This window comes from Staphylococcus sp. HMSC055A09 (assembly GCF_001809655.1).
In the GTDB taxonomy this organism is placed as follows: Bacteria; Bacillota; Bacilli; order Staphylococcales; family Staphylococcaceae; genus Staphylococcus; species Staphylococcus capitis.
In genome coordinates, this window is record NZ_KV798364.1 from 61,199 (window position 1) to 74,829 (window position 13,631).

The following is a 13,631-nucleotide window of genomic DNA, read 5'->3' on the forward strand; positions in this document are numbered from 1 at the left end:
AGTGATTATTTATACAGCTAATTGTTCTATACGTGCGCGAATAATTAATTTTAAAATGTGGTCAAAATTAATAGATGGTGTAATATGAAGATTACAATGAATATCCATTTCTGATATTAAACGCTTAACTTTATTAACTAAACGGCCATCAAATAAAAATAGCGGTACGATGATTAAATCATCGTATTTTTTAGATATTTCATCCAAATCATTTTTAAATGTCATTACACCATATAGTGCTCTCGCGTATACTGGTTTATTTGAATCAATACTTTTCACAAATTCTTTTAATTCTTCATGGGCTTTTGTGAAACGACCACTACCGTTACCATGTGCAATGATGACTGTTGCTACATTCGCATTAGCTGGTAAGTCTACATCTGCCATTCTTCTTTCAACTAAATCCTTCATATAAGGATGCGTACCAAGTGGCTCACTCATTTCACTATTAATATGAGGATATTTCTCTTTCATGCTTTTTAAAATCTCAGGTATGTCGCCTATATAATGCATCGCTCTGAATATAAGTAAGGGTACAATTCTAAATCGTGTCACACCTTGCTTAATCATTTTTTCCATAGTCAATTCAAGATTTTGTGTATCACTTTCTAAAAATGCAAGCTCATAATGATAATCTTCATCTTTTAAAAGTGTAGTAATAAACTCCTCTAGTGCCTCATTTTGTTGACCTTTCCTCATACCGTGTGCCACTAAGATATTACCTATCACTATTACCAATCCTTTCATCTGCATTGTATAATAATTTTTTGATTAATTGTGATTTTATTCACATTATTTTTGAAAAGTAGGGAATACCCTTATCTCAAACATGAGGGGAATTCCTCATAATAAATGTCATGTCATTAAATCTGACGAAAATTTTAAATTTTTCTTTATAAGTTATATAATCAATATATTGGTAGTTAACAAATATGTCTAAAATTAAAAATAATAAGGTTTAACATCATAACGCAATCACTTCAAACATAAATACTAAATAAATGTTACTTTTAATGTTAGACATAAGTTGCTTCAATAAATTCAATGTTCATGTTAAGAAAGGACTTGTTTAATGAAGAAAATTTTAATCCTTACCATATTAGTATCTTTTATTTTAGCAAGTTGTGGAGGGAAATCAAACTCTGATAAAAATACATTAAATGTTGAAATTCCCTTGAAAACAAAATCAATCGCCCCCTATGAAACCGATATTCCTGTTAAAGTAGGTGCTTTGGAATCACTTTTCAAAATGTCAAAAGACGGTAAAGTTAAACCATTACTAGTTAAAAGCACACATCAAAAATCTGATAACACCCTCGAATTGACATTAAAAGATAATATTAAATTCCAAAATGGTCATAAATTGACTGGGAATGCTGTGAAATCAAGTTTAGAAGAGGGAATGAAAAAAAGTGATTTATTAAAGGGGTCATTACCTATTAAATCAATTTCTGCTAAAGGTCAAAAAGTGACGATTACTACAGAAGAACCTTATCCAGAATTAAAATCAGAACTAGCCAGTCCGTTTGCGGCAATTTATGATACTAAAGCCAAAAGTAAAGTTACCGACAAACCAGTCGGAACAGGTCCATACCAAATAGATAACTATAAACGCGCACAGAAGCTTGAACTCACAAAGTTCAAAGATTATTGGCAAGGAAAACCAAAACTCAATAAAGTAAATGTCACTTATCATGAAGATGGTAATACACGCGTTGATAACTTATTATCTGGTAAATCGGATTTAACCACAGATGTTCCTATCGATCGTATAAGTGATGTAAAAAATTCTAAGAAAGCTAATATCCAAAATACATCAGGTTTCCGAACACATCTACTGTTATACAATCATCAAAGTAAAAAGATTAATAAAAATGTTCGAGAAGCATTAGACATGGTTATTAATCGTAAAGAAATCGCTAAAAACATTTCTAAAAATTATGCTAAGCCTGCCTCAACTCCATTTAATGATCGATTAAAAAATGTGGAAAACGATAAAGTTCAACCCCAAGATATTGAAAAGGCTAAAAAATTATTAGCACAAGAAGGATTTAGTAAGTCACATCCACTTAAAATTAACATGGTCACATACGATGGTCGTCCAGAATTACCTAAAATTGGCCAAGTGATCCAATCAGAAGCTAAAAAAGCTAATATTGATATTCAGTTACGTAATGTAGATGATATAGATGGTTACCTTAAAGATCCAAAAGCTTGGGATGTGTCTATGTATAGTTATTTAACTATACCTCGAGGAGATACTGGCTATTTCTTCAATACTGCATATTTGCCTAACGGTGCACTCAATAAAGGACATTATAATAATAAAGAAGTCACTCAACTTATTAAAAAATTAAACACCTCTTTTGGTGAAAAACAACGTGCATCAGTTACCAATGAAATTTTAGAAAAGTCTAAAGGAGACATTCCAAATAGTTATATTACGTACAATGATCAAATTGATGGCGTAAGTAGTAAAGTTAAAAATTTCAATGTCACTCCTGAATCAATTTACCTTATTGATTACAAAGTAAGTAAAAAAGAATAATTATATAAAAACTCCCTATAAAGTATTCAATTTGAAATGTCTACTTTATAAGGAGTTTTTTATTTTACTAATAAAGACTTTTAATACTTAGACAATGATACTCATAGTTGTCTTAAAATGGTGGTTGCCCTAATATTTGTTCTTCAAAACGTTCAGGGATTAAAATTTTACGCATTATGACTCCTAAATCACCATCATCATTTTCATGTTCAGCATATACTTCATAGCCTCTTTTTTCATAAATTTTAAGTAACCAAGGATGGAGTCTTGCAGAGGTACCTAAAGTTACAGCTGCCGCTTTTAATGTATCTCTTAAAAAATCCTCTTCAACATAACGTAGCAATTGACTACCATAGCCCTGACCATCATAAGATGGTTTAGTCGCAAACCACCATATAAAAGGATATCCAGAAATACTTCTCACACTGCCCCAAGGATAACGTACAGTAATTGTAGAAATAATTTCATTGCCCTTTACCATAACAAAGGTCGTATTGTTTTCTAAATTATTTTTAACCATTTCTAAATCTGCATTGACTGAAGGCCAATCAATTCCTAGCTCTCTTAATGGTGTGAAAGCATCATACATTAATTGATGTAGCTCCTCTGCATCTCCCATGTTGGCAATTCTTATATTTGTCTCTGACATAATTTCACTCCCAAAATCTAACATTCTACTTGAATAATAGGCTAACTTTTAATCAAACGAACGTCCATTGATTAAGCTTAAGAAGCTCAGACTATATTTAAAGTTGTTTTCAATTTTAACCATCTTTTTAAAAAAATAAGCAGATCCATCTATATGAACCTGCTTAACCAATTATTCAGTTAAACTATCACGTTTCCCATTAAGATACGCGTAAACTAAACCAACACATATACCGCCACCGATATAGTTACCAATAAATGCAAAAACAATATTCTTTAACACGTCTAACCAAGACAATGCCTCGATATTAAAGAATATCATTCCTGCATAAAGACCTGCGTTAAATACTACGTGTTCATAACCCATAAATACAAAGACAATCACACCACAAGCGATGAAAAACGCTTTTGCTAAGCCCTCTTTAAATTGTAGAGAAATGAAGATGCCAATATTGATAAAGAAATTACAAAATATACCTTTAATTAATATACTCAACCATGTAGATTCAACTGTTTTCTTATGTACCAGTGTCGTTAAACTATTGGTCATCTCTGGTGTCATTACATGAGAAAATTTAAGTAAGAAGAATAGTATAAATCCACCGACAATATTTCCTATGAAACAAAAGATGAATATCCACGTCACTTTCTTCATACTTATAACTTTATAATACCAGCCGACGGTTAAATACATGAAATTACTTGTAAGTAATTCAGAATGAGTTAATACAACAAGCACTAGCCCTAAACTAAATGAAATTGCACCCATCAAATTGATTAAGCCGTCAATATGTGTTGAAGCAAATTGGGTTTTGATTGCTAACATAAACACTGTAACAATTGAAAGTAAAAAACCGGCCATCATTGATTTTAAAGCATATCGACTCGGAGTTTTATCAGCCATAACCTCTTTCATTTGTACTTGCCCGGCAATATTTTGAACAATTGTCTTTGTTGCATGTGTATCTTGAACATTTTTATTATTATGTATCATGCGATCCTCTCCTTAATTAAACTCAACATTTATAATAATACATTATATTAATTCATCTATGTATTGTGTATCTCTATAATAAAATTTCTAATAAAAATATCGCCCTGTACCTAGGGCGATATAAAGCTATTCACCTTTAGTTATAGTTAATGTTTACGTTGTGCTAAAAAATGTAAACTATACGCGAAAATGCCATAACCCAATGCAGTTCTTAAAATAAATCTCAGCATTTTATTAGATACACAATTTGAGTTAATTACGATAGACGAGATGCCTGTAGTAAATGTGTACAATCCCAATACTTTTAAATATCTTTTTTTCATAATAATACCTCTTTAACAAATAATTGATTTCTATACCAATTATAATTGAAAAAAAAGCGACTGACTCTGACAGATTTTTGACAACTAAGATTTAAGTAACTTATCTAATTGATCTAAAGTTGAGTCCATCCCTTGCTCAACGCCCATATCTAATGCTTGTTGAGCTGCTTCTTGAGTTGGAAATACTGATGTTGAGGTAACTGTTGTTTGGCCATTTTGCTCTTCAAAATTCATGAAAATTTGCATACCAGGCATTGAAGTATCTTTCTCACCTTTAGAATTAGCAAAGTAATCTAGATATTCAATATGATTAGGTTTGTCTACTTTTTGATATTCAGTAACAGTATAACTTGTCATGTTAGGCGCTTGAATCGCGAAAAACGCCTCTCCACCCTCAACAGCGTTAAAATGATAAACCTCTATTGAAGCGCCTTTAGGATGAAACCACTGTTCAAATAATTCTTTCTTAGTATAAGCATCAAATACTTTTTCAATAGATGCTTGAAATGTTCTAGAAAAAATAATTCTATTTTTTTCTTTTTTAATTGGCATAACGAACCCTCACACTTTATCTTTTATTTTAATGATTATATAGTAACAAAATTCGTCAAATAACAAATAATAAAATGCCCCCACTCATATGAATGGAGGCTCTCAATTTAACCAACGTAATAAAAAACCATGCTTCGGTGGTTAAGAATTAATTATTGTTCTTTCACATTACTTGATAATGACTTTTCTAAGTTTTTAATATTTTCTCTCATTAATTTTTGATAAGACAAGTCTTTTTCTTCTTGTTGATCTTTATTTAAAGATTCCATGTTGTAAAACTTAAGCGGTTTAGCATCTGTTTCTTTACGAATTGTATCTGTAACTTTATTTGCTACATTATCCTCATAAAGAATATATTTCGCTTTACTAGCTCTTATCTCTTTAACAATTTGAGTTAATTCTTTTTGCGATGGATCCTCTGCATTCATATTTTGAACACCTTCTTGCTTAAATCCGTATCTATGAGCTAGATAACCGATTGACTCATGTGAGATAAATACAACATTATCTTTCTTGTCTTTAGTTACTTTCTTCATTTCTTTATCTAAATTAGCAAGTTCTTTGTTAAGTTTTTTGTAATTCTTTTCATATTCTTTCTTATGTTTTGGATCTTTCTTAATTAAAGCATCTTTGATTTCTTTAGCGAATGTTTGATCCATTTTTGGGTCTAGCCAAATGTGCGGGTCATATTCACCATGATGATGATGTTCGTGTTCCTCATGCTCTTCTCCATGATGGTGATGATCAGGAAGTAAACTACTTTTACTTAATTTATCTTGTAAAGATAATTTCTTATCTTTATCTTTGATTGTTCCTGCTACTTTTTTAGCAACTGGATCTAAATCATCACCTGTATAGATAAATAAATCTGCCTTACTCGCATTTAAGATATCCTTTTGTGTTGGCTCATAGGTATGTAAATCAGTACCTGCTGGATAAATTGATTTAACGTTTACATGTTTACCACCAATTTGTTCTGCAAAAGATTTAAGTGGATAAACTGTAGTATTGATAGTAATCTTACCATCTTCTTTTTTATTATTATCATTTCCACACGCCGTTAAAATGAGGGCAAATAAAGGGAGAATGACTAATAAACTCAATAGTCTTTTCATAAACAACCTCCTAAATAGTAATTATTACGATTTAAAAGTATATACTTTTATTTCTGAATTGACAAGGGCTTTTAAAAATATTTCTCACAATCATTTGGAAAATAGAACTATTGGTAGTTTTATTGTGCATCATCTGCAAGTAACTTTTAAAAATAAAAAATGCCGACAAAAGCTTAAGCCTTGTCGACATTTGCAAAGAAGATTGACATATTATATTCTTTAAAATTATTTATGCCCTACTCTTCATTAAAGAAAATTACTATTCTAAAAGTTTTTGATAACTACTAAAATCATATGGATCTTTAACTTTTTTACCTTCAATGAATACTGTAGGAGTTTGTTTTATATGATGTTCCTTACCTAGTTTTTTATCTTTTTCAGCAGCTTTCCATGATGTTGAATTTTTAGTTTTATAATTTGTTTTAATCTTATCTTTAGTTTTATTACTAATGTTTAATTTATCAATTTGTTTATCTATTAATGTATGTGTAATCCATTTCTTATCTTCGTCTTTTTGATGTTCAAACATTAACTTTTGAAATTGGAGTGAATACTTTGGTGCATAATGATTTACTGCTTGTTGTGCTCTTGAACCAATAATTGAGTCCTTTCCTATAAAGGCAAGGTTCACATATTGAAACTTAACTTTATTTTTATCAATATATTTATTTCTCAACTTTGGCATCACTTTATCTTCTACTTTTTTACAATATGGACATTTAAAATCTCCATACATAACTATTAATGGCTTGCCATCTTGTTTAGCTTTAATAGAACTTGGTTGTTTTGAACACCCATATATAAAAATGATGGTTAAAATGGCTATAATTCCAATTAATTTTTTCATTAGTACTCCCTTTGTAGCTATACAACGATTAATTCATGTTTTCTTCCTTGTAATCAGGTTCATGTTCTTCATAATAACCTTTGGAGTTAAAGTTTTCTTTGTAATGCGCTTTTTTGCCTTTAAACTCATATGTGTAATAATGCACTTCAGCATCATCACTCAAAGGTTTATATGCAAGAATAACGTATTTACCTTTTTTAAATACATAAATATTCGCATCTTTCTTATCAAAGTGTTTTACTTCATCTCCTGTATCGTGCTTAGCTATTTTTTCTTGTTTTTTGTCTTGCATTTTTACAGCTTTATCAATTTTATCAGTATATTTACCACTACTACATCCCGCCAATATAAGTGCTACTACTGATAAAGCAACTGCTAATTTCTTCAAACTACTCACTCCTACCTTTTCAACCTATTTTATCTATAGAAAAAATAAATTACCTTGAAAATCTATACATTCTTCATTTATTGTCCCATGTTAGATTCCATTCTTTCATTATAAATATTATCACATAATGAGTGTTACAACGAAGCTAGTTGTTTTTATTTTTTGTGATTTTTCTATTAATTAAATTTAAGTTGGGGTAAATTTATCTCATACAAAAGTATGATGCAATGTTTTGTGTTATTATGTGTAATGATGACTTGGGTTTGGTAAAATAGATAAATCATGACAATTTAGATAACTAAATAGATTTAGAGGGGAAGATTAATGATGAAATTTGTTAACTTATCTTCTGAAGAATTCGATCAATTTACTTCAGAAAATTTTTCACATTATACACAATCAAGTATACATTTTGATAACCGTAATAAAATGAAAGGCGATGTTCATCTTGTAGGAGTTAAAGATGAAGATGACAAAGTCATTGCTGGTTGCCTTTTAACAGAGGCACGCTCGCTTAAATTCTTTAAATATTTCTACACACATAGAGGTCCAGTAATGGATTATAATAATCAATCATTAGTTCGTTTCTTCTTTAAATCTCTTACAGATTACTTAAAAAAACGTAACTGCTTATACGTTCTTGTTGATCCTTACCTACTAGAAAACTTGAGAAACGCTGATGGTGAGATTATCGAATCATTCGACAATCGACCATTCATCAAAACAATGGAAGATTTAGGTTATAAACATCAAGGTTATACAGTCGGCTATGATACAATGAGCCAAATTCGTTGGCTATCAGTATTAGATCTTAAAGACAAGACTGAAGATCAACTATTAAAAGAAATGGATTACCAAACACGTCGTAATATTAAGAAAACTTATGAGATGGGTGTTCAAGTTAAAACACTTCCTATAGAAGAAACAGACACATTCTTTGAATTGTTCCAAATGGCTGAGGAAAAACATGGTTTCAAATTCCGTGAAAAACCTTACTTCGAAGATATGCAAAAAACGTATGAAGATCATGCAATGCTGAAACTTGCTTATATAGACTTACAAGACTACCTAAATACATTACAAGAAAAACATGATAACTTAGAAAAACAACTAAAAGAAGTTGAAAAAACATTAGAAGAAAATCCAAATTCTAAGAAAAATAAAACTAAACACACGCAAGTAAAACAGCAATATGATAGTAATGAACGTAAAATTAATCAAACTAAAGATAAGATTGCTAAAGAAGGACAAGTACTTAATCTAGCCGCTGCGTTATATATTTATAATGACCATGAAGTATATTATCTCTCTAGTGGTTCAAACCCTAAATATAATGCTTATATGGGTGCTTACCGTTTACAGTGGGAAATGATTAAATTTGCTAAAGAGCATGATATTAATCGTTATAATTTCTATGGTATCACTGGAGACTTTAGTGAAGATGCTGAAGACGCAGGTGTACAAAAATTCAAAGAAGGTTTCAATGCTGACGTTTATGAATATATTGGTGATTTTGTTAAACCAATAAAACCTATATTCTACAAACTAAAAGAAATCTTAGAAAATCGCAAATCATAAATTAAAAAGGATCACATCTAAACTCCCCTTTAGATGTGATCCTTTTATATTATACAAGCTCTATTTTTAAAGCAACTACACCATAATTTAATTCATCAGTTTGGTTATAGATGGAATAAATACTTGCTACTTTTTGCGCCAAGGTCGCGTCTGTCTCATAACCTATTTCAGCATTATCATAGTAGTTAAATAACTTTTGAAATGTATCAAAAACTCGCTTTTCAGTTACTTTGACTCTCATTTTTTTCTCCGAGTCGTCTATATTTGTAAAGACAATCGTGTCACCAATTTTAACTTTTTGTCTTTTCTCATCATTCAGTCTAATTTCTACCGTTTTCCTATGATTACGAATGGCTTCGAATGGCTCCACATTTAACTTCATCGAGTGTTCCATTATTTCACTCCTCAAATCTTCTTTGTGAAAATTAATTTATAATTATTTTAACATAAAAAAGCTATGCAAACGTCAAATAACCGTCAGCATAGCATATATCAAACTTATTTAATTACATTTAAAAAGCGTTTTAATTCCTCAGTTTGAGGTTGATTAAACATTTCGTCTGGCGAGCCTTGCTCAGCAATTTTACCTTCATGAATAAAAACTGTATGATTTGAGACTTCCCTAGCAAATCGCATTTCATGCGTCACAATGACCATCGTCATACCTTCATCAGCGAGTTCTTTAATCACCTTCAAAACATCATTAACTAATTCTGGATCAAGTGCTGATGTAGGTTCATCAAATAGCATGACCTTAGGATTCATTGCTAATGCTCGAGCAATGGCAACACGTTGTTGTTGTCCACCTGATAAAGCATGAGGACGTTGGTCTTTCACGTGATCAAGTCCAACTTTTTCTAATAATTCCATTGATTTACGTTCGGCTTCAGACTTTTTCATTTTCTTAACCGTAACAAGTCCTTCCATCACATTTTCTAAAGCAGATTTATGTGGGAATAAATTATAATTTTGGAAGACCATTCCAGACTGTTTGCGCACTTCGATTTGAGATTTTTTATCCTTTTCAGTATAAGTTTTACCATTAACATAGACTGTACCATCTGTTGGAATCTCTAAAGCATTCATCATACGAAGTAACGTTGTCTTACCAGAACCTGAACGCCCTATTAAAGTTACAACTTCACCTTTATCTACAGTTAAATCAATGCCTTTAATCACTTCGGTCTCATTAAAAGACTTATGGATATTTTTTAATTCAATCATGAGCGATACCCTCTTTCAATGCGTGATTCATACCATCCTTGAATAATTGAGATGATAAAGCATACAACCCAGTACATAATTGCTACTAAAATATAAATAGTTAAATATTCGTATGAAGTAGACGCAACTTCTTGTGCTTTTCTGAACATTTCAGCCACAAGAATGAAACCTAATAGTGAAGTATCTTTAATTAATCCTAAAAATGTATTACCTAATGCTGGTATAGAAACACGTATTGCTTGAGGTAATATAATTCGTTGAACTGTTTGGCGATAATTCATTCCGATTGAATACGCCGCTTCAGTTTGCCCTTTAGGAATTGAAATAATACCACCACGAATAATTTCAGATGCATACGCTCCCACGTTGAATGATAAACCTATTATAGCAGCTACAACCGGTGCTAAAGTCCATTGATTATCCGCATCATTCGTAATGAGTCTTCCTAATTCTGGAATACCATAAAATATAATAAATAATTGAACAATCATCGGTGTTCCACGAATAATTGATACATATACGCGTGCAATGCCTCTTAAAATTTTACTTGTTGAAATACGCATTAATGCAGTAAACAAAGCAATAACAAGGCCTAGAATAAATGTAACTATAGTAATAGGGATTGAATATTTCACCAATCCCTCTAACATTGGACCAAATGCTTGCTTAGCCGCATCTAAAGCGTGTTGCTGTTCATTATTTAGACTTAGAAACATCTTGACCAAACCATTTCTTACCTATTTTAGCTAATTCACCATTATCTCTGATTTTCTTAAGACCATCATTGAATTTTTTAATTGTTTTATCATCTACTTTCTTAGAAAATGCGAAAGCTGATTTATTTTGTTCAGCGTTACCTTTAATAGCTTTGATCTTAGCATTAGGTTTTTGTTTCTTATAATCTAAATAAGATAAACTATCATTAAACGTAGCATCCACACGTTTAGAAAGTAATAAATCCATTGATTGGTTGAAACCATCAACTTTAGTGATTTCGGCACCTTTATCTTTTGCTAATTTACCGTAGTTAGAAGTGAATGTTTGTGCTAATTTTTTACCTTTAACATCATTAAATGATTTAATATTTTTCTCATTATCACGTACAACTAATACTGCGCTTGAATAAGTGTAAGGATTAGAGAATTTATATTTCTTCTCTCTATCTTTATTGATACCAACTTGGTTTGCAATGACATCAAAGCGCCCTGCATCTAAACCTGCAAACATAGAATCCCATGATGTTTCATTGAATTTTAATTTGAGGTTTTCTGCTTTCGCTACAGCTTTAATAACATCAATATCGTAACCAGTTAATTTATCTTGTTTATTGTGGAAAGTGAATGGTGCGTAAGTACCTTCAGTACCTACTCGTAATGTATTATCATCTTTACTACTTGATTTGCTATCTTTATCACTTGATGAATCGTTATTACCACATGCTGCCAATACAAATACTAAAGCGATAATGCAAAATAAAAGTCTCTTCATTTAGTTAAACTCCTTAATCTTATTATTCTAATCGGAATAAAAATATTTTATCCCTTTAGAGTGTAATAGTCAATAAGAAGTTCCCTTATATCAAGTGTTCAGAAAGTTCTAATATATTTTTTATACCGTTCATGATGTTTGTTCTTTTTCTTTTTTAGTACGTTTTTTAAGCATAAATGTGCATAAGAAACTGATCACCGTAATTATCACTGCAAATAAAAATCCTGCATGATAGCCATGCAACATCGTATCTATTTTAATTTGACTGACCATTTCTTGTTTATTCATACCTTTATAATCACTCATTTTAGGTGAAAAATGTTGACTCGCTTGACTTAAAATAGTAATTAATCCAGCTGTTCCAATTGAACCTGCCACTTGTTGTACGGTGTTAGTCATAGACGAGCCATGCGCATTCATTTCAGGAGTTAATTGGTTCATGGTATGTGTCATTACTGGCATTAATCCTAATGCTATACCAATCATACGAATCGCGTAAACTGTAGCTAACATTACTGTTGAGGTATGTTCATCCATCACCACAAAATACGAAGTTGTTATGATTACAATTAACATTCCGATGATAGCTAAAGGCTTAGCACCAAACTTTTCATACATTGCTCCTGAAGTCATTGACATGATAGCCATCACGATTGCGCCAGGTAATAAAATGAGTCCTGAGTCTAATGCGGGCTTATTTAATAAATTTTGAACAAACATTGGTAATACTGTTTCTGAACCGATCATAGAAATCATTGTTACTGCCATAATAAGTAAACCAATTGCAAATTGTTTATTTTTAAAGACACCAAAATTGAGTAAAGGCGTATCCAAGCGTGATTGTCTCCAAATGAATAACACCACTAAAATAATACCGCCGATAATCGTAGACAAGACTATTGGATCGTCCCAACCATCATGTGAAATGGAGCTCGTACCATAAAGTAAACCACCGAATCCTAATATAGATAATATAATTGAGATTACATCAATAGGAACTTTAATATTTTGTCCTACATTCTTAACAGTGAATAAGGCGATAATAAATGTGATTGCTGCTATAGGAGCAACAACATGGAATAAAGATCTCCAATTAAAATATTCAACTAAATAACCAGATAATGTCGGACCAATCGCAGGTGCTAAACCAATCACAAGTCCGAAGAATCCCATATATTTACCGCGTTCATGAGGTTCAAAGATATCTAGAATCGACGTCATCATTAAAGGCATCATAATACCTGAACCTAAAGCTTGAACGATTCTTGCAAATAATAACGTAGTAAAATTGGGACTAAAACCTCCAACAATTGTACCTACAAAGAAGATTAAAATTCCTGTTAGGAAAACTTGTCTTGTAGTAAATCGTTGTATAACTAATGCTGATAATGGAATAACCACTCCATTGGTAAGTAAAAACGCTGTTGTTAACCATTGAACTTGAGAATACTGAATGTGAAAATCTTTCATTATACTTGGTAAAGCTGTTGTTAATAATGTCTCATTTAACAAACCAAAAAATCCACCAAGTAACATAGTGATAATCATGACTAACTTTGTTTTTAAAGACATGACCTTCCCCCCTTTTATAACATCAAACAGATATTTGCCTATTATACATATTTTGAATAAGTTAATCATTTAGTTGGCTCACTTTTGTTTCTAAAAAATACTACGACTTATGTAATTCTGTTAAATCGTAATAATTACTATTTACAAAAGCATTATTTTCTTCCATAATATAGATACACAAGGAGGAAGATAAAATGAAATTAGATTTACAAACTGCTAGACGCAATTTGAATAGTCCAAATATAAAAACAAGAAAACGTGCTCTGAAAATAATAAAACAACATAAAAGAGCGAAATAAAATCTTTTAAATTCTAACACTTATATTTAAACATCTAAATTTGATATGTTAATCA

15 protein-coding genes and 1 pseudogene are annotated in these 13,631 nt (G+C 31.0%); 3 read left to right on the forward strand and 13 right to left on the reverse strand.

Going from position 1 to position 13,631, the window contains the following annotated elements; genetic code table 11:
* Nucleotides 1–9 precede the first annotated feature (9 nt).
* A complete protein-coding gene (locus tag HMPREF2642_RS03545; RefSeq protein ID WP_002432663.1) occupies nucleotides 10–729 on the reverse strand; it encodes a sirohydrochlorin chelatase in 720 nt (239 codons plus the stop codon).
* Nucleotides 730–1,072: 343 nt separating this feature from the next.
* Here HMPREF2642_RS03545 and nikA point away from each other — a divergent pair, with 343 nt between their 5' ends.
* The gene (gene nikA / locus HMPREF2642_RS03550; protein WP_049428403.1) at nucleotides 1,073–2,548 is read left to right on the forward strand and encodes a nickel ABC transporter substrate-binding protein; all 1,476 of its coding nucleotides are present in this window, start codon (nucleotides 1,073–1,075) and stop codon (nucleotides 2,546–2,548) included.
* Between the two features lie 112 nt (nucleotides 2,549–2,660).
* On the opposite strand, the gene HMPREF2642_RS03555 is transcribed toward nikA, so the two are convergent.
* The 7 genes and pseudogenes from HMPREF2642_RS03555 to HMPREF2642_RS03580 form a co-directional block, all read right to left on the reverse strand.
* Nucleotides 2,661–3,197, reverse strand: a complete 537-nt coding sequence (locus HMPREF2642_RS03555; protein WP_064212209.1) for a GNAT family N-acetyltransferase — start codon at nucleotides 3,195–3,197, stop codon at nucleotides 2,661–2,663.
* Between the two features lie 171 nt (nucleotides 3,198–3,368).
* Nucleotides 3,369–4,190 carry a formate/nitrite transporter family protein gene (locus HMPREF2642_RS03560; RefSeq protein ID WP_023351202.1) on the reverse strand — a complete coding sequence of 274 codons (822 nt, stop codon included), beginning with the start codon at nucleotides 4,188–4,190 and terminating at the stop codon, nucleotides 3,369–3,371.
* 146 nt (nucleotides 4,191–4,336) lie between these two features.
* Nucleotides 4,337–4,513, reverse strand: coding sequence for a hypothetical protein (locus HMPREF2642_RS11705; protein ID WP_030063344.1), 177 nt, complete (start codon nucleotides 4,511–4,513; stop codon nucleotides 4,337–4,339).
* An 84-nt stretch (nucleotides 4,514–4,597) separates the two neighbouring features.
* Nucleotides 4,598–5,065, reverse strand: coding sequence for an SRPBCC family protein (locus HMPREF2642_RS03565; RefSeq protein ID WP_047796655.1), 468 nt, complete (start codon nucleotides 5,063–5,065; stop codon nucleotides 4,598–4,600).
* Nucleotides 5,066–5,226: 161 nt separating this feature from the next.
* A pseudogene (locus HMPREF2642_RS03570) lies at nucleotides 5,227–6,180 on the reverse strand (metal ABC transporter solute-binding protein, Zn/Mn family); the annotation flags it as partial.
* Between the two features lie 259 nt (nucleotides 6,181–6,439).
* Nucleotides 6,440–7,027: a DsbA family protein gene (locus HMPREF2642_RS03575; RefSeq protein ID WP_049428410.1), complete on the reverse strand. Its 588-nt coding sequence runs from the start codon at nucleotides 7,025–7,027 to the stop codon at nucleotides 6,440–6,442.
* Nucleotides 7,028–7,055: 28 nt separating this feature from the next.
* A complete protein-coding gene (locus HMPREF2642_RS03580) occupies nucleotides 7,056–7,415 on the reverse strand; it encodes a DUF4467 domain-containing protein (RefSeq protein ID WP_002432307.1) in 360 nt (119 codons plus the stop codon).
* A 327-nt stretch (nucleotides 7,416–7,742) separates the two neighbouring features.
* On the opposite strand from HMPREF2642_RS03580, the gene HMPREF2642_RS03585 reads away from it, so the two are divergent.
* Nucleotides 7,743–8,993 carry an aminoacyltransferase gene (locus HMPREF2642_RS03585; protein WP_070597707.1) on the forward strand — a complete coding sequence of 417 codons (1,251 nt, stop codon included), beginning with the start codon at nucleotides 7,743–7,745 and terminating at the stop codon, nucleotides 8,991–8,993.
* 49 nt (nucleotides 8,994–9,042) lie between these two features.
* Here HMPREF2642_RS03585 and HMPREF2642_RS03590 read toward each other — a convergent pair whose 3' ends face one another.
* The 5 genes from HMPREF2642_RS03590 to HMPREF2642_RS03610 form a co-directional block, all read right to left on the reverse strand.
* Nucleotides 9,043–9,387, reverse strand: a complete 345-nt coding sequence (locus HMPREF2642_RS03590) for an ASCH domain-containing protein (protein WP_049428412.1) — start codon at nucleotides 9,385–9,387, stop codon at nucleotides 9,043–9,045.
* A gap of 104 nt (nucleotides 9,388–9,491) precedes the next feature.
* Nucleotides 9,492–10,217, reverse strand: coding sequence for an amino acid ABC transporter ATP-binding protein (locus HMPREF2642_RS03595; protein WP_023351196.1), 726 nt, complete (start codon nucleotides 10,215–10,217; stop codon nucleotides 9,492–9,494).
* On the reverse strand, nucleotides 10,214–10,933 hold the full coding sequence (locus tag HMPREF2642_RS03600) for an amino acid ABC transporter permease (protein WP_002432695.1): 720 nt from the start codon (nucleotides 10,931–10,933) through the stop codon (nucleotides 10,214–10,216). Before HMPREF2642_RS03600 ends, HMPREF2642_RS03595 begins: the two co-directional genes overlap by 4 nt.
* Complete coding sequence (locus tag HMPREF2642_RS03605) at nucleotides 10,914–11,705, reverse strand: transporter substrate-binding domain-containing protein (RefSeq protein WP_023351194.1); 792 nt, start codon at nucleotides 11,703–11,705, stop codon at nucleotides 10,914–10,916. The genes HMPREF2642_RS03600 and HMPREF2642_RS03605 overlap by 20 nt, the downstream gene beginning before the upstream one ends.
* A gap of 129 nt (nucleotides 11,706–11,834) precedes the next feature.
* Nucleotides 11,835–13,277 carry an MDR family MFS transporter gene (locus tag HMPREF2642_RS03610; RefSeq protein ID WP_002432632.1) on the reverse strand — a complete coding sequence of 481 codons (1,443 nt, stop codon included), beginning with the start codon at nucleotides 13,275–13,277 and terminating at the stop codon, nucleotides 11,835–11,837.
* A 194-nt stretch (nucleotides 13,278–13,471) separates the two neighbouring features.
* Between HMPREF2642_RS03610 and HMPREF2642_RS11540 the strand changes: the two genes are divergently transcribed.
* The gene (locus tag HMPREF2642_RS11540; RefSeq protein ID WP_000762708.1) at nucleotides 13,472–13,576 is read left to right on the forward strand and encodes a putative metal homeostasis protein; all 105 of its coding nucleotides are present in this window, start codon (nucleotides 13,472–13,474) and stop codon (nucleotides 13,574–13,576) included.
* The last annotated feature ends 55 nt before the right edge of the window (nucleotides 13,577–13,631 follow it).

Excerpts from the sequence above, each read along its gene's own strand:
- HMPREF2642_RS03600 (WP_002432695.1), bottom strand. The coding sequence starts at position 10,933 with ATGTTTCTAAGTCTAAATAATGAACAGCAACACGCTTTAGATGCGGCT.
- nikA (WP_049428403.1), top strand. The coding sequence starts at position 1,073 with ATGAAGAAAATTTTAATCCTTACCATATTAGTATCTTTTATTTTAGCA.
- HMPREF2642_RS03585 (WP_070597707.1), top strand. The coding sequence starts at position 7,743 with ATGAAATTTGTTAACTTATCTTCTGAAGAATTCGATCAATTTACTTCA.
- HMPREF2642_RS03555 (WP_064212209.1), bottom strand. The coding sequence starts at position 3,197 with ATGTCAGAGACAAATATAAGAATTGCCAACATGGGAGATGCAGAGGAG.
- HMPREF2642_RS03590 (WP_049428412.1), bottom strand. The coding sequence starts at position 9,387 with ATGGAACACTCGATGAAGTTAAATGTGGAGCCATTCGAAGCCATTCGT.
- HMPREF2642_RS03595 (WP_023351196.1), bottom strand. The coding sequence starts at position 10,217 with ATGATTGAATTAAAAAATATCCATAAGTCTTTTAATGAGACCGAAGTG.
- HMPREF2642_RS03575 (WP_049428410.1), bottom strand. The coding sequence starts at position 7,027 with ATGAAAAAATTAATTGGAATTATAGCCATTTTAACCATCATTTTTATA.
- HMPREF2642_RS03560 (WP_023351202.1), bottom strand. The coding sequence starts at position 4,190 with ATGATACATAATAATAAAAATGTTCAAGATACACATGCAACAAAGACA.
- HMPREF2642_RS11705 (WP_030063344.1), bottom strand. The coding sequence starts at position 4,513 with ATGAAAAAAAGATATTTAAAAGTATTGGGATTGTACACATTTACTACA.
- HMPREF2642_RS03605 (WP_023351194.1), bottom strand. The coding sequence starts at position 11,705 with ATGAAGAGACTTTTATTTTGCATTATCGCTTTAGTATTTGTATTGGCA.
- HMPREF2642_RS03610 (WP_002432632.1), bottom strand. The coding sequence starts at position 13,277 with ATGTCTTTAAAAACAAAGTTAGTCATGATTATCACTATGTTACTTGGT.
- HMPREF2642_RS03565 (WP_047796655.1), bottom strand. The coding sequence starts at position 5,065 with ATGCCAATTAAAAAAGAAAAAAATAGAATTATTTTTTCTAGAACATTT.
- HMPREF2642_RS11540 (WP_000762708.1), top strand. The coding sequence starts at position 13,472 with ATGAAATTAGATTTACAAACTGCTAGACGCAATTTGAATAGTCCAAAT.